Below are 17,233 nucleotides of genomic sequence, written 5' to 3' on the forward strand. Positions count from 1 at the left end.
GTACCCGTCAGAACTCCTCGTGCACCTCCGGGTCCCCGCCGACCCGCCGGTGGGCCCGGTCGGCGACGGTCCGCAACTCGTCCTCGCTGAGCTCGAAGGCGAAGACGTCGAGGTTCGCGCGCTGCCGCTCGGGGTTCGCCGACTTCGGGATGGGCACCGCGCCCAGCTGGGTGTGCCAGCGCAGGACCACCTGCCCGGCCGACACCCCGTGCGCCTCGGCGATCCGCGCCACGGCCGGGTCCCGCAGCAGGGGCGTGCCCCGGCCCAGCGGACTCCAGCTCTCGGTGACGATGCCCTTGCCCGCGTGGAAGGCGCGCAGCTCCTCCTGCGGCAGGAACGGGTGCAGCTCGATCTGGTTCACGGAGGGCAGGACGCCGGTCTCCTTCTCCAGCCGCTCGATGTGCGCGGCCGTGAAGTTGGAGACGCCGATCGAGCGGACGAGCCCCTCCTCGCGCAGCTTGATCATGGCCTTCCAGGAGTCGACGTACCGGTCCACGCGCGGCAGCGGCCAGTGGATCAGGTACAGGTCGACGTACTCCAGGCCGAGGCGGGCCCGGGACTCCTCGAACGAGGCGAGGGTCTCCTCGTAGCCGTGGTGCCGGCCGGGGAGCTTCGTCGTCACGACGATCTCCTCGCGGGGCACCACGCCGGAGGCCACACCACGGCCCACCCCGGTCTCGTTGCGGTAGTTCGTCGCCGTGTCGATCAGGCGGTAGCCCCCTTCCAGGGCCGAGAGCACCGCCTGCTGCGCCTCGTCGTCGCCCAGTGGCCACGTGCCGAGGCCCAGGGCGGGGAGCGTCGTACCGTCGTTGAGTGCGTGTGTCGGGATGCTGATCACTGCCGGACCTTCCCGTTGACTGTTGACCGTGTCGTCCCCCCAGCGTCACGGATAGGGTGGGCGATGATCAACCGGACAGGTGGGGGATGAGGGCGGCGGACGGCATGGACAGCGCCGAGAGGAAGCCGGTGACGGGATCGGGGCGTCCCACCTCGCGGGACGTGGCCCGGCTCGCCGGCGTGTCGCACACCGCGGTGTCCTTCGTGTTCAACGGCCGGGCCGACGGCAACCTCTCGCCCGCCACCCAGGAACGCATCCGGCAGGCCGCGACCCAGCTCGGCTACCGGCCCGACCCGGTCGCCCGCGGCCTGCGCCGCAGCCGTACGGCCGTGATCGGCCTGGTCACCGACGAGATCGCCTCCTCGCCCTTCGCCGGACGGCTGCTGCGCGGCGCCATGGACACCGCCTGGGCCGGCGAGCACCTGGTCCTCACCGTCGACTCCGGCGGCGACCCGGCCAAGGAGGACGCGGCGGTCGCCGAGCTCCTCGACCGGCGCGTCGACGGCATCATCTACGCGGCCATGTCCCTGCGCCGCGTCCGCGTCCCCGAGGGACTGCACCGCACCCACTCCGTACTGGCCAACTGCCTGCCCGAGGACGACTCGCTGCCCGCCGTCATCCCCGCCGAGCGCGCGGGCGGCCGGACGGCGGCCCGGCTGCTGCTGGAGCAGGGGCACCGGAGGGTCGCGCTCGTCGGCGGGCAGGACGACATCGCCTCGGTGGAGCGGCTGCGCGGCTTCCGCGACGCCCTGCGCGCCGAGGGCATCACCGTGCCCAGGGACTGGGTCGTACGGACCGGAGGCGAGATCTCCAGCGGGTACGAGGGTGCCTTGCGCCTCCTCGACGGCGCCCCGGCCGACCTGCGGCCCACCGGGATCTTCAGCTACAACGACCGGGTCGCAGCGGGCGTCCTGCATGCCGCGACCCGGCTCGGGATCTCCGTGCCCGGCGAGTTGTCGGTGGTGGGCTACGACGACCAGGAGCACATGGCCGCCTACCTCGCACCGCCCCTCACCACCGTCGCACTGCCCCACCGGGCGATGGGGGAGGCCGCGGCCGGACTCCTCCTCGAAGCCATCGCCACCGGCCGGACACCGCCCGCCACCGTGCGGCGCCTGGCCTGCCCGGTGATCAGCCGCGCGTCGGTGGGACCAGCGCCCAGCCGGTGACGGCCGCGCCGGGGGTCACGCTCAACTCCCTTGTGTCGTCCGGACGTCGGTAGACGCGCTCGGTGACCGTGGCCCGGTCGCCGACGAACAGCTCGTACAGCGAGCCGTCGACGAGGAGGCGCACAGTGAGCTCCTCGTACGGCGGCACATGGACGACGATCGGCCCGGCCGGCTCGGCCTCCTCGCGGGGCCAGTCACCCCGGTCGAGTGTCACGGCGCCCTCTTCAGGGTCGAGAGAGACCGTGAGCTCGGCTCCTGAGGCCGAGCGCAGGAGGGTCACGGTGGTGCGGCCGCGGGCGCTGACGGTCAGGTCGTAGGCCGCCGGGAGCGCGGTCCGGCCCGGGGCGGTGACGAACGGCTCCGCGGCGTGCAGCCGGTGCAGCTCCGGGGCCGGGGCCACCCGCAGGGCCCCGTCCGGATGGACGTCGACGACGCGGGGAGCGGTGAGGACACCGGCCCAGTCGTTCCCGCCCTGCTCGCGGGCCTCCCACGACCAGCCCCACATCAGGGCACGGTCCGGCTCCTGGAGCACCGCGGGCGCGTAGAAGTCACGGCCGTGGTCGAGCCGCCCGCCCGCCCGTGCGGTGAAGCGCAGGTCCGCGTTCAGACGGCCCGTCAGGTAGCCGGTGGTCCAGGGGTGGCCGTCCCACAGCGACACGATCAGGACCCACTCGCCGCCCCGCGTCGCGTACAGCTGCGGGCACTCCCAGCCGGTCGCCCGGTCGCCGAACGCCGCCGCGGCGGCCGGGTCCCGGCCGTCCAGGAGCACACCGGCGAACCGCCAGTCGGTCAGGTCGTCGCAGTCGTACAGCAGGACCGACGGCGTACCGTCGGCGTGCCCCGCGCCGACCAGCGCCAGGCGCCGCCCGTCGTGCCGGAAGACGAACGGATCGCGGAACATCACCACGTCCAGCCCCTCGGGCGGACCCGTCACCACCGGCGTGGACCGGGGAGTCCACTCGGTCAGCGTCTCGTCGTCCGGGTCCGCCGCCCGTGCCAGGCAGATCGTGCCGAGCCCGGTGTGATCACGGTCGACCCCGGTGTAGACGGCCGTCGGCACTCCGTCGTCGTCGACCACACACCCCGACCAGCAGCCCGCCTCGTCCGGGCCGCCCGGTGTCGGGCCGAGCGCGATCGGGTGGTGCTCCCAGTGCACGAGGTCGGGGCTGGAGGCGTGCCCCCAGTGGACGTTCGCGTGCACGGGGGCGTCCGGGTTGTGCTGGTAGAAGAGGTGGTGGCGGCCACGCCAGCGGAAGGGGCCGTTCGGGTCGTTCATCCAGTTGGCGGGCGGGCGGACCCGGAAGCGCGGGGCGTGCGGGTCCTGCGGGGGAGCGGTGAGGCTCAACGGTTGACTCCTGCGGACGTGATGCCCTCGCGCAGAGGGCGCTGGCCGACGACGAACACGGCGACGGCGGGAATCATGGAGAGGACGACACCGGCGAGCACGACGGAGATCGAGCCGGTGCCGAGGTTGCCCTGGAGGGAGACCAGACCCAGCGGCAACGTGTAGTTCTGCCCCGATGTCTCGAGGATCAGCGGTCTGAAGAACTCGTTCCAGTGGTAGTTGAAGGCCAGCACGCCGACGATCGCGAGGCCGGGCGCGGCCAGCGGGGCGTACACGGACCGGAAGGTCCGCCAGGGCCCGGCGCCGTCCAGCATCGCCGCCTCGCCCAGGTCCTTGGGCATGCCCAGGAAGTACTGCCGCATCAGGAACGTGCCGAAGGCGGTCGGAAAGGCCGGGATGATCAGTCCCAGCAGGGTGTCGGTCAGGCTCATCGACTTGAGCACCAGGAACACCGGCACGATGGTGACCTGCAACGGCACCATCATCGTCGCCAGGACCAGGCCGAACAGCGGCTTCTTGAAGCGGAACTCCAGCCGCGCGAAGGCGTATCCGGCAAGGCCCGCCGTGATCATCTGGCCGACCGCGATCAGCCCGGTGACCAGCGTGGAGTTCAGCGCCAGCAGCCAGACGTCGATCTGGTCGAACACGCCCCGGTACGCCTCGGTGGACGGGTTCGCCGGGACGAGCTGGGGCGGCAGGTCGAACGCCTCGGCGGGCGTGCGCAGCGAGGTGGAGACCGTCCACACCACCGGGCCGAGGGTGAGCAGGGCGCATACGGCCAGACCGGCGATCCGCGCCCAGGGCGCGAGCCGGTACCGCACACGGCCGGCGGACAGGGTTGCTTGGCTCATGGGAAGACTCACCCGGCTCACTGGTAGTGGACGAAACGCCGGCTGAGCCGGAACTGGAGTGCCGTGACCGCCATGATCAGCACGAACAGCAGCACACCCACCGCGGACGCCTCACCGAAGCGCAGCTGCTCGAACGCCGTCTCGTAGATCACCATCACGACGGTGCGGGTGGAGTCGCCGGGACCGCCGTTGGTGAGGACGTAGGGCTGCTCGAAGACCTGCAGCGCGTTGATGATGCCGACGACCGAGGCGACCAGCAGTGTCGGTGACAGCAGCGGCAGGGTGACCTTGAGGTGCTTGCGCAGGCCGGTCGCGCCGTCGAGGGCGGCGGCCTCGTGGATCTCCTTCGGGATGTTGTTCAGACCGCCGATGAACAGCAGGAACGAGAAGCCGAACTGCTGCCAGACATAGACCAGGACGACGGTCGCCATCGCCGCGTTCTCCGACGTCAGCCAGGGCACCGGCGCGATCCCGACGAAGCCGAGCAGCCAGTTGACCACCCCGAAGTCCTGGTTGAACAGGTACTTCATCACCACCGAGATCGACGCGGCGGACAGCACGAGCGGGAAGAAGAAAGCCGAGCGGAACACCGACCGCAGCCACACCGGCATCCGCCCGTTCAGGGTCAGCGCGAGCGCCAGCGCGATCAGCAGTTGCAGGGCCACCGCGAACACCATGAACACCAGCGTGTTGCGGAAGGACACCAGGACGGTCTCGTCGCCGAACACCTCTCCGTAGTTGGAGAGCCCGGCGTAGGACGGCGAGTCGATGACATTCCAGTGGAACAGGCTCAGGACCACCGAGCCGACGATCGGGACGACGGTGAAGACGACGATGCCCACGATCGTCGGCGTCAGGAACAGTGTGGCCAGCAGCCTGGTGCCCCGGTCACGGGCCGAGGGGCCCTTCGGTGCGGGGGCCGGCGGGGCCGCGGGGCGTTCGGCTCGCGCGGGCGGTGTCTGGGTGTTCGTCACGCGTCACGCTCCATGGCCTTCTCCAGATCGCCCTGCATCCGGCGCAGCGCGGGACGCACCGAGCGCGCGGAGGCCAGGGCCGTACCGGTGTGCTTCAGCAGCACCTGCTCGACCTCCGCGACCTGCGGCGGCGCCGGGATCGGGCCGGTGTCGGGGAACCGGTCGAGGGTGTCGTAGAAGACCGGCCAGTGGGCCGGGCCCGTCTTCTCGTAGCGGGCGGCGGTCAGGAGAGAGCGGCGGGCCGGGGTCGTCTGGTTCGTGGCGAACAGCCGCTCGAGGGTGTCCTTGCGGGCCGCGTACTTGATGAACTCCCACGCCTCGTCCTGCATCTTCGAGGTGCGCAGCAGCGCGTAGCCCGCCGCGCCGTACTGCATGCGCTGGGTGCGCCAGCGCGGGAAGTACTGCACGTCGAACCCGTCCCGCCGCATGCCCGCCAGATGCAGGCCGCCCGCCCAGAAGCCGCCCGCCGGTGTGACACCGACCCGGCCGGTGGAGAACACGCCGATGAGATTCTGGCCGTTGCCGCCCTCGGGGCGGGTGCACAGGCCGTCCTGGATGAGGGAGGCGAGATAGTCGTAGACCTCCTCCACGCGGTCGTGGGTGGCCTGCGGTGTCGTCCAGCGGAAGCCGCCCCCGCGGCCCTCGCGCTGAGCCGCCGGATAGAAGCCGTCCCACAGCCACCGCCCGCCGGGTGCCTTGGACTCGGTGAGCAGGTTGGTGTCGTTCGCGAACAGCCAGGGCACCACGCCGCCCCAGAGCCGGTTGGTCCAGAAGTACGGTGTGAAGCGCGAGCCGCCGGTCTTCTTCATGTCCCGCAGCAGCGTGGTGAAGTCGTCGCGGGTCCAGTCGGCCGGCGGGAAATCGGCCCCCGCCCGGCGCAGCACCTGCCGGTTGAAGTACATGTCGGCCGCGTTGAACTCCACCGGCAGCTGGTAGAGGCTGCCCTCGTACATCATCGACTCCACCAGCGACGGGTGGACGTCGGCGAAGTACTCCTTCAGCTCGGCCGCGTCCCGCCGCACCCACTTGTCCAAGGCCACGCCGAGCCGCTGCGCGAACAGCTGCACGCCCTCGGTGGCGACATAGACGAGGTCGGGGGCGGTGCCCGCCGCGACCTGGGTGAGGATCTTCGCGAAGAAGTCCGACCAGTCGACGGCCTGCACCGCGTTGATCCGGAGCTTGATGTCGGGGTGCAGCTCGCGGAAGCCCTCCTGGAGCGTGCGGATGGCCTCCGGCCCGTAGGCGGGGCCCAGCGTGGCGACGACTAGGGAGCCGTCGTCCCGGCCGGGGATGTCGGCTCCGGTGAGCCGGTCCCAGCTCGCGGCGGTGCCGGCCAGAGCGGCGGCCCCCGCGCCGTAGGCGCCGTACCGCATGAGGGCGCGGCGGGTGAGGTGCGAGTCGGTCATCGTTGTGGGCCTAACTCGTGTTAGACGAGGAGTGATGCCCCAGATGATGTGAGGGCCGCGCAGAGCTGTCAAGGCGTGCGAGCGCTTGACCTTTAACGAGTTAGGTCCGAGAGTCCTGGTCCCATGAGCCGCCGTTTCCGACGAGAGGAACGAGTGTGATGAGCGGGATCACCAGGAGAGCGCTGTTCGCCGGCACGGCCGTGGGCACGGCCGGCGCGTTACTGCCCGCCGCGGCGGGTCCGGCCGAGGCCGGGCCGAGGGCGGCCCGTGCGAGCTACCGCGCCGCCTATCACTTCACCGTCCCCGAGCAGTGGAAGAACGACCCGCAGCGCCCGGTCTGGATCGACGGCGCGTACCACTACTACTACCTCCACAACGCCGACTACCTCACCGGCGAGGTCGGCACCGCCTGGCGCCTGGCCACCAGCACCGACCTGGTCTCCTTCACGGACCGGGGGATCGCCGTGCCCAAGGACATCAACGCCAACGGCGACGTCTGGTCGGGCTCGGCGGTGGTCGACACGGAGAACACCGCGGGCTTCGGGGCGGGCGCGGTCGTCGTCCTGGCCACGATGTCGCCGCACGACGGCCCGAGCGACCAGGCGCAGTATCTGTACTACTCCACCGACGGCGGCCGTTCGTTCACCCCGCACGGCAACGATCCGGTGCTGCCCAACCCCGGTGTGCGCGACTTCCGCGACCCGAAGGTGATCCGCGACGAGGAGCGCGGACGGTGGGTCATGACCCTCGCCGAGAACGACAAGGTGGGCTTCTACCACTCCGCCGACCTGAGGTCCTGGACGTACGTCGGCGGTTTCGTCAGGGGCGGCATCGGGGTGCTGGAGTGCCCCGACCTGTTCCGCATCCGCGCCGGGGACGGCACCGTGAAATGGGTGCTCGGCGTGAGCGCCAACGGCAAGGCCGCCGGGCTGCCGAACACGTACGCGTACTGGACGGGCTCCTTCGACGGCAGTGCCTTCACCGCCGACGCGAACGATCCCCAGTGGCTCGACCACGGCTGGGACTGGTACGGGGCGGTCACCTTCGACAAGCGCGGCACCGACGGAACCCTCGACGAAGCAGGCCGCTACGCGATCGGCTGGCTGAACAACTGGGACTACGCCCACATCACGCCCACGATCGACAGCGACGGCTGCAACGGCACCGACTCGATCGTCCGCGAGATCACGCTGAAGCGCGGCGCCGAGGGCGCTTACTACCTGGCGTCCCGGCCGGTCGCCGCGCTCGACCGGTACGTCTCCCGCACGGTGACGCTCGGAGACCTGGAGGTCGAGGGCACCCGCCTGCTCGACTATCGGGGCACCGCCTACGAGCTGACGTGTGAGATCACCTGGGAGCAGCTCACGGGCGCGGGAATGCAGCTGCGGCGCTCCCCGGACGGCGTCCGGCACATCGACGCCGGAGTCCACCGCGACTACGCCTACCTCAACCGCCGCCCCTCGGTGTCCCCGGACATGTCGGGCAGATGGCAGGAGAGCCACAGCCCCTTCGACCCGGCCCGGCGCTCGGTGAGGCTCCGCGTCCTGGTCGACCGCACATCGGTGGAAGTGTTCCTGGACGACGGCCGGTACGTGCACTCGACGGCGGCGTTCCCGTACCTGGTCGACACGGGGCTCGCGCTGTTCACCGTTGACGGGAGGGCGGTGTTCCGGAACACCACGATCCGGGAGTTCGAGGTGTGAGCGGTGCCGGTGCGGTGTCGCCCCGGGCGGAGATCACTGCCACGATCTTCGGGACGGCAGACACACGCCCACGACCAGCGGAGCGCTCATGACGACGGACGGCCCGATCACGGACGAGGCGGCGCGGGACACCGGGGTGGAGGTGAAGCCGGTCGCCGGGCACATCGGGGCCGAGATCAGCGGTGTCGACCTGGCCGCGGACCTCGACGACGCGGTGATCGCCGCGATCAGGGCGGCGGTGCTGCGGTGGAAGGTGGTGTTCTTCCGGGGCCAGCGGCTGGACCACACCGGGCATGTGGCGTTCGCGCGCCGCTTCGGCGAGACCGTGGTGCTGGCCCGGCGCGGCAAGGCCTCGCCACCGGACTTCCCCGAGATCGAGACGACAGCCGACCGTCTCGAACTGGGCGGGCGGTTCGGCATGGAGCACGACGAGTGGCTGCGGCGCCGCCGCCACACCCTGCTGCGCGGCTGGCACTGCGACCACGGCGCCCGCGTCGACCCGCCCGCAGCGACGATCCTGCGCGCCGAGACCGTACCGCCCTACGGCGGCGACACCACCTGGTCGAACCTGGCGGCGGCGTACGCCGGACTCTCCGCGCCGCTGCGGGAGTTCGCCGACGGGCTGCGGGCCGAGCACCGGCTCGGCGTCGGCTACCAGCCCCGGCCCGGCGACGACGCGTATGTCCGGCACCTGCTGGACCGTCAGGTCGCCTCCCTGCACCCGCTGGTGCGTGTCCACCCGGAGACGGGGGAGCGGATCCTCTACGTCAACGGCTACTACGTCGAGCAGATCGCCGGCCTCTCCCGGCCCGAGAGCGGCGCGATCCTGGACCTGCTGCTGGAACAGGCGGTCCGGCCCGAGTACACGGTGCGCTTCCGCTGGGAGCCGGGCAGCGTGGCGTTCTGGGACAACCGCGCCACCATGCACCTGGCACCCGGCGACACCACGCACCTCGACCACCCGCGGATCATGCACCGGGTGATGCTCGCGGGGGACGTGCCCGTCGGGGTGGACGGCAAGGCGTCGGAACCGATCACCGGGACGGCACCCGGGCGTTGGTGATCGGCGCCGGCGCGGCGGGCAGACCGGACAGGTGCATGTGGGACGAGTGTCAGTGCTGCCCGGCATGATCAGGCTCATGACTCATGGATCTCCCGAAGCCCTGCGCTCCCTCGCCTCACAGCACCTGCCTCCTGACATCGCCGAGAAGTGGCTGGACCTGTTGCGCCCGTCAGTACGGCTCAGTGCATCCGCGGACTCGGACAACGTGGTCGGTCACCTCGGCGGACAGCCGCACCTTCCGACCGGTATGGACTGGCCTGTTTGGGAGGGGCACGGGCCGCTCTCGTTCATCGCTTCGATCGATTGCGCGGCGCTTCCCGCCCGGACTCTGGACATCGACCTGCCGGAGACCGGGAGGCTGCTCTTCTTCTACTTCGACGGGCAGCTCGATGACGGCGATGCTCTTGTCCTGGCAGAGGACCGGGACAGCTGGGCGGGTGCTCGCGTGCTTCATGTGCCGATGGACGAAGACGTGCGGGATCGGGAAACGCCGGGGGAGCTCAAGCCGTATCCCGTGGTGCCGCTGGCAGCACGGGTGGCGTTGACGGCGGCTGAGCCCTGGCATCCGCGACTCCGTGAGGCTTTCGCCCCGAGTGCTCCGCTGGGGCAGCGGTACGACCATCCCGTCTGCACTCAGGAGTTCCTCGACGCGCTGTGGGCGTTCGATGACGCCGTGGGCCACCAGATCGGCGGCCACGCGCACTCGGTCCAGAACCCGGTGGAGATAGAGATCGCGGAAGCCGTGCTGGAAGGGGAGGTGCCCTGGGATGACCCCCGGCTGTCCGAAGAGGTGGGTGACTGGGTGCTGCTGGCACAGTTCGACAGTGAGGATGCCGCGGACATGATGTGGGGTGACTGCGGTGCGTTGTACTGGCTGATCCGTCCGCAGGACCTGGCAGAACTCCGGTTCGACCGGGCGATGTTCACCTGGCAGTGCAGTTGATGTCTACGAGCCGGTCGCCCGCCACCCCAGCGCCGGACCGAGCCTCGTCGCCATGTCGGTGAGGATCTGCAGATAGTCCTCGTGCTCGAACGTGAACGGCAGCGCGAACGCCACCTCGTCCACCTCCCGGAAGGCGGCGTGTGCCTCCAGACGTTCGGCGATCTCGGCCGACGTGCCCACCAGGTCCGGCGCGAACATCAGCCGGGCCGGGCCCTGGGGTTCGGTCGTACGGGGGGTGCGCCGGTCGGCGTACTCCTCGTACCGGGCGCGCTGTTCGGGCGAGGCCGAGTCCGTCGGGATGACCACGAGACCCTGCGAGACGCGGGCGGCCTCGCCGTCGGGGTGGGCGGCGCGGAAGGCGCGGATGTGGGAGAGCTGGATCTCCGCGAAGTCGTAGGGCCCGTCGGGGTCTTCGGCCTTCACGACGCTGCTGGTGAGGAGGTTCATGCCGTGCTCGCCCGCCCACCGGGCCGAGCGCAGGCTGCCGCCGCCGTACCACATGCGCCGCCCCAGGCCGGGGGAGTGCGGCTGCACCCGCTGCGAGAAGACCTCGAACCCTTCCCGCCCGCTGAAGTCCGTCGCCGGCTTGCCCCGTACGAAGTCCAGCAGCCGTTCCACTCGTCCGTAGCCGAAGTCCTCGGTGTCGGCCGTGTCCGGGTGGAGCGCGTCCTTGACCTGGTCGTAGTGCATCGGCGGGCCCACGCTGACACCCGGGTTGAGGCGGCCGCCGGACAGCAGGTCGACGGTGGCCAGGTCCTCGGCCAGCCGCAGCGGGTTCTCCCAGCCGAGCGGGATGACCGCCGTGCCCAGCTCGATGCGGCGGGTGCGCTGGGAGGCCGCGGACAGGACCGCGACGGGGGAGGAGATGCCGTACTGCAGATGGCGGTGGCGTACCCACGCGCTGTCGAAGCCGAGCCGCTCGCCCAGCTCGATGATCTCCAGTGTCGACTCGTGGCCACGGCGTGGATCCGCCTCGTCGAACAGCCCGATGGTCAGGAAACCCAGTTTGCGCAGCGGTCGTGAGGTCGGTGGCACGGACCCTCCATCATTGAACGTTCAATGGATACGGCTGTGCCAACCCCGAGACCACCCGCGCTGTTCCCGCCACAAAGGGTCGGCCCGCACCTGGTCAGCGCAGCGGGATCGTCACCTCGTCCTCGATCGGCGGGGCGAGTTCCTGGGCGCGGTCGCCGGTGGCCGCGTAGCAGCGAAGGCGGACCGAGTCCGGGGAGACGTCCAGGCGCAGGAAGCACTTGAAGAACGGCGGGCTGTAGGTCGCCGAGCTCGGCGAGAACAGCGATGTGTAGATCTTCCGCACGGGCAGCCGGAACCGCTTGGCCTTGTCGGGCCGGCGGCCGGTGCCCAGCAGCCCGGCGACCAGGCGGACGCGCCGGGTGACGCGGGTCGAGGTGGCCGGCGAACGGGCGGGCCGGATGCCGAGGCGCTCGGCGATCACGGCCGTCGCCTCGGCCTCGGTGAGCGTGAAGAAGCGGCGCATGCGCAGCCGGCGGCCGTAGAGCCGGCTGTAGAAGGCGAGGGAGTCACCGCGCAGCGGATAGCAGCGGAAGTCCTGCTCGGTGACGTCCGCGACGGAGACGCGGGGGATGGTGTGGGTGGCGTGCATGAACGCCCCGCCGCCGCCCGCGACCACGTACTGGAGGGTGCGTCCGTCGTCCAGCCGGACCGGGTAGCGCTGGTAGTTGTGGATGTCGCCGCCGATCGCCGCCACGTAGTGGTGGGCGGGGTCGCGGACGATGCCGTCGACCGTGCCGCCTCCCTCGATGGCGCACGGCTCGTGCCTGCCGTCCACGTACAGGGGCGAGCCGGTGACCAGGATCTTCGGACGGGGGCCCTGGGAGACCTCGCGCAGCCAGGCGCCCTGCTCGGCGTCGAGGGTGCCCAGCAGGCCCGTGTCGATGCCGATGATCCGCACCGGCCCGGCGTCGATCGCCCAGTACGGGCCCGGCTGGACGGCCTGCTGAGCGGGGGAGGAGCGCAACTTGCGGGCCTCGGCCAGGTGTTGCCCGTCGTCCGGACGCGGCCTGTGCCACAGCAGGGACCGCAGCCAGGCCCGGCTGAGGGGGCGCGGCCGGGGCTCGGGCGGCAGCGGCGGGGCGTCGTCGCAGAAGACGCGCATGAAGCCGCCGAGATCCTCGTACCAGTCGTGGTTGCCGGGTATCGCGTAGATGGGCGCCGGGTAGTCCTGGTACGGGCGGAAGAACTTGGTGTCGTAGTCGTCCGCGCTGCCCACCGGGTAGATCACGTCGCTGGCCAGTACGGCGAAGCTGGTGTCCTGACCGGTCTTCAGCAAGCCCGGCACGACGGCGTACTGAGGGTCGTCGCCCTCGCCGGTGTCGCCGATGACGAGGAAGGAGAACCGGTCCGGCTCCTCGCGCCGGATCACCTTGTCGGCCGGTGCGCCGGTGGCCTCGCGCTGTGCCACCCACCGGCCGCGTATCCGGCCGGTGGGGTCGCCGAACCAGGAGGCCAGCACGCCGTTGCGGGCGGCCCACAGCGTCTTCGGGTTCAGCCAGGAGATCTTCTCGACCCGCTGCGGCATCAACTGCTGGTACGCGCCGCGTTCGGTGCTGTTCCAGCCGGCGCCTTCGGCGGTATCGCGTGAGGAGTCAGACACCGATGCACCGTAACAATCGATCCAGAAGCCGTCCGCGGCGGGTTCCTCACCGCCTGCGGGTGGGCCACGCCGCTTCCTTGCGCGAACTGCGGGGCGACGCGGCGGAGTTGGCCACCGACCCCTTCGCGAAGGTGCCCGGGCGCGATACGGAGGGCCGTTCGCCCAGCACCAGCAGCGGATCGAACATCACCACGACCCCGGCCAGCAGAAGGAAGACGACCGGTCCCAGCAGCATCGGCAGCAGCAGCGACATGGGCGAGTCGCCGGCCCACGTCCCGCCGGCCGTGTCGTGCACATGGACGCTGACGGCGGCCATGCCCGTGTAGTGCATCCCGGACACCGCCACACCCATCACGAGGCTCGCCCCGAGGCTCATCAGCAGGCTGCGGATCGTGACGGCCGACCACAGCGCGGCGGTCGCGGCGGCGATGGCGATCAGCACCGACAGTGCGACACCGAGCGGGTCGTAGCCGACGTCGCCGTTCAGCCGCATCGCCGCCATGCCCAGGTAGTGCATGGTCGCGACCCCCAGTCCCGTGACGGTGCCCGCGACCGCCAGGACCGTGCGGCCCGTGCCGCGGTAGCCGACGATGAACACGCCGATGCCGACCACGACAACGGCCACGACGAGACTGAGCACCGTCGTGGCCGCGTCGTAGCGGATCCGGGTCTCCTCCACGTGGAAGCCGATCATGGCGATGAAGTGCATCGTCCAGATGCCGCACCCGATGGAGGCGGCGCCTAACGCCAGCCAACCGGGTTTCCAGGAACGCTCATTGAGCAGCGAGCGCACGATGCACCGCAGCCCCAGTGCCCCTCCCAGGCAAGCCATCAAATAGGCCGCAACCGGGGTCACCGCACCGTAGCGGAACCCGTCGACCGTGCCGTCCATAAGCCAACTCCCCCCAGAGTCCTGGCTGGTGTGGAGGCAAGGTCTACGTGCAGTGGACACGTGAAAGCAAGCCCTTACCGTCGGTAGATCGACAACTTGCGTTCATCGAGTGTCGACTTCGGTCAGAATGTGCGCTTCAGGAGGTCGAGCAGGGCCGCCCAGTGCCGCTTGTCGCCCTCCTGGTGGTACGACGCCGTGTCGGCCTGCGTGAAACCGTGGGGCGCGCCCGGGTACACCTCGCAGCGGTGGCGGACGCCCGCCGCCGTCAGGGCCTCCTCCAGGCGCTCGATCTGCTCCGGCGGCAGCGAGGGGTCCTGGTCGGCGTGGCCGAAGTACAGCTCGGCGGTGATCTTGCCGGCCACCAGGTGCGGGCTGTCCGGCGTGTCCGTCGCCAGCCGCCCGCCGTGGAAGCCGGCCGCGGCCGCGACCCGCTCCGGGTAGGTGCCGGCGGTGAGCAGTGAGAGCCGGGCGCCCATGCAGTAGCCGGTCAGCGCGACCGGGCCGTCGGTCACCGCGGGAGACTCGGCCAGCCAGCCGAGATAGGCGGCGGCGTCCCGCATCGCGACGTCGGGCGTCAGGGCCCGCATGACCGGCATGATGCGCTCGAATATCTCCGGACGCGCTCCCGGGTCGATGAACTCGGGCAGCTCGAACAGCGGGGCGCGACCGTGCCGGTAGAACACGTTGGGCACCAGCACCGTGTAGCCCTCACCGGCCAGCCGGTCGGCCATGGAGCACAGCCGCGGACGCAGACCGAAGGCGTCCATGTAGAGCAGGACCGCCGGGTGGGCGGCCCCGTCGTCGGGACGGGCCAGATACGCGTCCGCGATGCCGTCCCCGGTGGGGATGTCGACAGCGGTTCCCTGTACGGCGGTCATGGCTGGGCTGCCTCTCTGCGGGGGTGTCGGAGCTGCGGGGTCCCGGACCCGAGAGGTGTCGGACCCGCGGGATCCCGGCCGGGGACCCGTCCGCGTGACCGGGCGGATCACCGGCATCGTGACACGCGCTTTCCCGGGGCATTTCGCCCACCCCCCACACACGGTTCAACCGTGAACGGCCCTTGGCGTGCCCTTTACTCGAACCGTGTGGTGTCGCCCGCGCCGTGCCGCACGATCTCCGCCTCGCCGCCGGAGAAGTCGATGACCGTCGTCGGCTCGGTGCCGCAGTCACCGGAGTCGACCACCGCGTCCAGGACGTGGTCGAGCTCGTCCTTGATCTCCCAGCCCTGCGTCATCGGCTCCTCCTCGCCGGGCAGCAGCAGCGTGCTGGACAGCAGCGGCTCACCGAGCTCGGCGAGCAGTGCCTGGGTGACGACATGGTCCGGGATCCGGACGCCGACCGTCTTCTTCTTGGGATGCTGCAGCATGCGCGGCACCTCCTTCGTCGCCGGCAGGATGAACGTGTAACTGCCGGGCGTCGACGCCTTGATCGCGCGGAACACGTCCTTGTCGACCCGCACGAACTGGCCGAGCTGCGCGAAGTCCTGGCACACGAGGGTGAAGTGGTGCCGGTCGTCCAGCTTGCGGATCGACCGGATCCGGTCGATGCCGTCCCGGCTGCCCAGGCGGCAGCCCAGTGCGTAACAGGAGTCCGTGGGGTAGGCGACAAGAGCGTCCGCGCGGATGCTGTCGGCGATCTGGCCGATGGTGCGCGGCTGGGGATTGTCGGGGTGCACGTCGTAGTACTTGGCCATCTGTCGAGCTTATGCCGCCCGCGTGGGTCGGTGGAGCAGGGTGGGGTTTCGGCCCGGGATGAGTGCGCGGCACACGTGAGGTAACGTCCCCGACCGGTGCGCCGGAGGCGGTGCGAGAAGCGAGGGGAAGGCCGAGGTGGCTGGCCGAGAGGACGGGAACCGGCAGCAGGAGACGCCGGCCGGCGCGGGTGCGGCGTGGGCGGAGGAACTGCTCGAGCATCTGCGCCCGGCGGGTCGCGACGTCCGCAGGGTCGTCGCCTGGCTCTCCGGCGCCGTGCGCGGATCGGTGGCCCTGCAGGACGCCGCCGGGAATCTCATCGCGGGGAACCGGCTGCCGCTGGACGAGGAACTCGTCACGGACATCACCGCGGGCCGGATCGCCTCCGCCGCCTGGGAGAGCCGGGAGCGTCATCTGCGCCTGGTCCGGGTGGAGCACCCCTCCCACGCCTGCGTACTGGCCGTCTCCCGCGCCACCCCCTTCGACCGGCGGGCCTCCGACGTGGTCACCCACACCGCCCAGGTGATCGAGCTCCTGCTGACGGCGCGCGAGTCGACCGCTGCGGGGCACCGGCTCCGGCGGGCCACCTCCGACCTGCGCCTGGCCATCCTGCAGCTGCTCATGGTCGAGGACACCGTCGCCGCCCGCCGCGTCGCCGCCGGGCTCTGGCCCGGGCTGCTCGACGCCGACACGGCGTGCGTGTACGTGGTCGAGTCCGGCCCCGCCGTACGCGACCGCATCGCCGAGGAGTGCCTGGACAGCACCGGGGAGGAAGCCCTGGTCGTGCGCTGCCCGGCCATGGACGGGCACGTGATCGTCGTCAGCCCCCGTGACGCCACGCGCAAGGCCCTGCGGTCACTGGTGGGACGGCACCCCGACCTCTTCCTCGGCGGCAGCGTCCGGCAGAGCCTGGCCCGGACCGCCACCGCCTACGGACAGGCCGTCAGCGCCCTCGCCGTCGCCCACTTCCGGCCCGACAAGACGGCCGTGTACGCCGAGCGCACCCACCCGGAACGCCTGATGGACCCGGTGGCGCTGCGCGGCTGGACGTCCCGTGTGCTGCGCCCGCTCGACACCCTGCCGCACCACACCCGCGCCGAACTGCTCGCCACCAACCGGCTCGGCCTGGAGTTCACCGCCGTCAACGCCGCCAAGGTCCTCGGCGTCAGCCGCAACACCGTCCGTGCCCGTATGGAACGCGTCGAGGGCCTGCTCGGCACGGACTTCGCCGACCTCACGGTCCGGGCCGTCGTCCACCTGGCGCTCAACACCCAGAGCGGCCTCCCCGACGCGCACCCGACGGGCGACACCGGCAACCCCGCGCTCCGGCTCTCCGACCTGCTGTCCGGGACCGCCGTGCGCACCTGGGCGCAGGACCTGCTGGGCCGGCTGGACGCGGACGCCAGGAACCCGCGCCGGACCCTGCGCACCTGGATCGCCGCCGGCGGCAACGCCGAACGGGCCGCGCAGACCCTGGGGGTGCACGCGCAGACCGTGCGCGAGCACGTCCGCAGCGCCGAACCCGTCCTGGAGCGCCAGCTGCTGGCCGCCGGTACCGACCTGTACGAGGTCGTGCTCGCGCACCTGGCCGTCGGCGACCTCGACCTGCCGGATTTCCACCGCCGCGGCTGACCGGTTTTGCCTCAGAGGCAACCGGTTGGCCAGGTCCAGGCGGGACGAAACCGGGCCAACCGGACTCAGCTGTGCACGGGTGAGCCTTGTT

Annotated in this window: 15 protein-coding genes; 5 read left to right on the plus strand and 10 right to left on the minus strand. The window is 71.1% G+C overall.

Features of this window, described 5'->3' with window-relative positions; translation table 11 throughout:
• Positions 1 to 7: 7 nt before the first annotated feature.
• Positions 8 to 838 (minus strand): aldo/keto reductase, encoded by an 831-nt coding sequence (locus ACFT32_RS13670; protein WP_382488600.1) that lies wholly within the window; start codon positions 836 to 838, stop codon positions 8 to 10.
• 104 nt (positions 839 to 942) lie between these two features.
• Here ACFT32_RS13670 and ACFT32_RS13675 point away from each other — a divergent pair, with 104 nt between their 5' ends.
• Positions 943 to 2,007, plus strand: a complete 1,065-nt coding sequence (locus ACFT32_RS13675; protein WP_382488601.1) for a LacI family DNA-binding transcriptional regulator — start codon at positions 943 to 945, stop codon at positions 2,005 to 2,007.
• Here ACFT32_RS13675 and ACFT32_RS13680 read toward each other — a convergent pair.
• The 4 genes from ACFT32_RS13680 to ACFT32_RS13695 are packed head-to-tail and all read right to left on the minus strand — an operon-like array spanning position 1,970 to position 6,583.
• Positions 1,970 to 3,352 carry a glycoside hydrolase family 32 protein gene (locus ACFT32_RS13680; protein ID WP_382488602.1) on the minus strand — a complete coding sequence of 461 codons (1,383 nt, stop codon included), beginning with the start codon at positions 3,350 to 3,352 and terminating at the stop codon, positions 1,970 to 1,972. The two genes, ACFT32_RS13675 and ACFT32_RS13680, sit on opposite strands and share 38 nt — an antisense overlap.
• Positions 3,349 to 4,203, minus strand: a complete 855-nt coding sequence (locus ACFT32_RS13685; RefSeq protein ID WP_382488603.1) for a carbohydrate ABC transporter permease — start codon at positions 4,201 to 4,203, stop codon at positions 3,349 to 3,351. The genes ACFT32_RS13680 and ACFT32_RS13685 overlap by 4 nt, the downstream gene beginning before the upstream one ends.
• Positions 4,204 to 4,220: 17 nt before the next feature.
• Positions 4,221 to 5,177: a carbohydrate ABC transporter permease gene (locus ACFT32_RS13690; RefSeq protein ID WP_382488604.1), complete on the minus strand. Its 957-nt coding sequence runs from the start codon at positions 5,175 to 5,177 to the stop codon at positions 4,221 to 4,223.
• Positions 5,174 to 6,583, minus strand: a complete 1,410-nt coding sequence (locus ACFT32_RS13695; protein ID WP_382488605.1) for an extracellular solute-binding protein — start codon at positions 6,581 to 6,583, stop codon at positions 5,174 to 5,176. The genes ACFT32_RS13690 and ACFT32_RS13695 overlap by 4 nt, the downstream gene beginning before the upstream one ends.
• A gap of 158 nt (positions 6,584 to 6,741) precedes the next feature.
• Between ACFT32_RS13695 and ACFT32_RS13700 the strand changes: the two genes are divergently transcribed.
• The 3 genes from ACFT32_RS13700 to ACFT32_RS13710 all read left to right on the plus strand — a co-directional run bounded on the left by ACFT32_RS13700 (position 6,742) and on the right by ACFT32_RS13710 (position 10,292).
• Positions 6,742 to 8,286, plus strand: coding sequence for a glycoside hydrolase family 32 protein (locus tag ACFT32_RS13700; RefSeq protein ID WP_382488606.1), 1,545 nt, complete (start codon positions 6,742 to 6,744; stop codon positions 8,284 to 8,286).
• A gap of 88 nt (positions 8,287 to 8,374) precedes the next feature.
• On the plus strand, positions 8,375 to 9,349 hold the full coding sequence (locus tag ACFT32_RS13705) for a TauD/TfdA dioxygenase family protein (protein WP_382488607.1): 975 nt from the start codon (positions 8,375 to 8,377) through the stop codon (positions 9,347 to 9,349).
• 52 nt (positions 9,350 to 9,401) lie between these two features.
• Entirely contained in the window at positions 9,402 to 10,292 is an 891-nt protein-coding gene (locus ACFT32_RS13710) for a YwqG family protein (RefSeq protein ID WP_382488608.1), read from the plus strand.
• 3 nt (positions 10,293 to 10,295) lie between these two features.
• Here ACFT32_RS13710 and ACFT32_RS13715 read toward each other — a convergent pair whose 3' ends face one another.
• The 5 genes from ACFT32_RS13715 to ACFT32_RS13735 form a co-directional block, all read right to left on the minus strand.
• Positions 10,296 to 11,327 (minus strand): LLM class flavin-dependent oxidoreductase, encoded by a 1,032-nt coding sequence (locus ACFT32_RS13715; RefSeq protein ID WP_382488609.1) that lies wholly within the window; start codon positions 11,325 to 11,327, stop codon positions 10,296 to 10,298.
• 94 nt (positions 11,328 to 11,421) lie between these two features.
• On the minus strand, positions 11,422 to 12,927 hold the full coding sequence (locus ACFT32_RS13720) for a metallophosphoesterase family protein (protein ID WP_382488610.1): 1,506 nt from the start codon (positions 12,925 to 12,927) through the stop codon (positions 11,422 to 11,424).
• 46 nt (positions 12,928 to 12,973) lie between these two features.
• Positions 12,974 to 13,819, minus strand: coding sequence for an MHYT domain-containing protein (locus tag ACFT32_RS13725; protein WP_382488611.1), 846 nt, complete (start codon positions 13,817 to 13,819; stop codon positions 12,974 to 12,976).
• A gap of 122 nt (positions 13,820 to 13,941) precedes the next feature.
• On the minus strand, positions 13,942 to 14,697 hold the full coding sequence (locus ACFT32_RS13730) for a dienelactone hydrolase family protein (protein ID WP_382488612.1): 756 nt from the start codon (positions 14,695 to 14,697) through the stop codon (positions 13,942 to 13,944).
• Positions 14,698 to 14,891: 194 nt separating this feature from the next.
• Positions 14,892 to 15,512 (minus strand): L-threonylcarbamoyladenylate synthase, encoded by a 621-nt coding sequence (locus ACFT32_RS13735; RefSeq protein ID WP_382488613.1) that lies wholly within the window; start codon positions 15,510 to 15,512, stop codon positions 14,892 to 14,894.
• A gap of 136 nt (positions 15,513 to 15,648) precedes the next feature.
• Here ACFT32_RS13735 and ACFT32_RS13740 point away from each other — a divergent pair, with 136 nt between their 5' ends.
• Complete coding sequence (locus tag ACFT32_RS13740) at positions 15,649 to 17,142, plus strand: helix-turn-helix domain-containing protein (protein WP_382488614.1); 1,494 nt, start codon at positions 15,649 to 15,651, stop codon at positions 17,140 to 17,142.
• The last annotated feature ends 91 nt before the right edge of the window (positions 17,143 to 17,233 follow it).

The organism is Streptomyces sp. NPDC057002 (genome assembly GCF_042673825.1).
GTDB lineage: Bacteria > Actinomycetota > Actinomycetes > Streptomycetales > Streptomycetaceae > Streptomyces.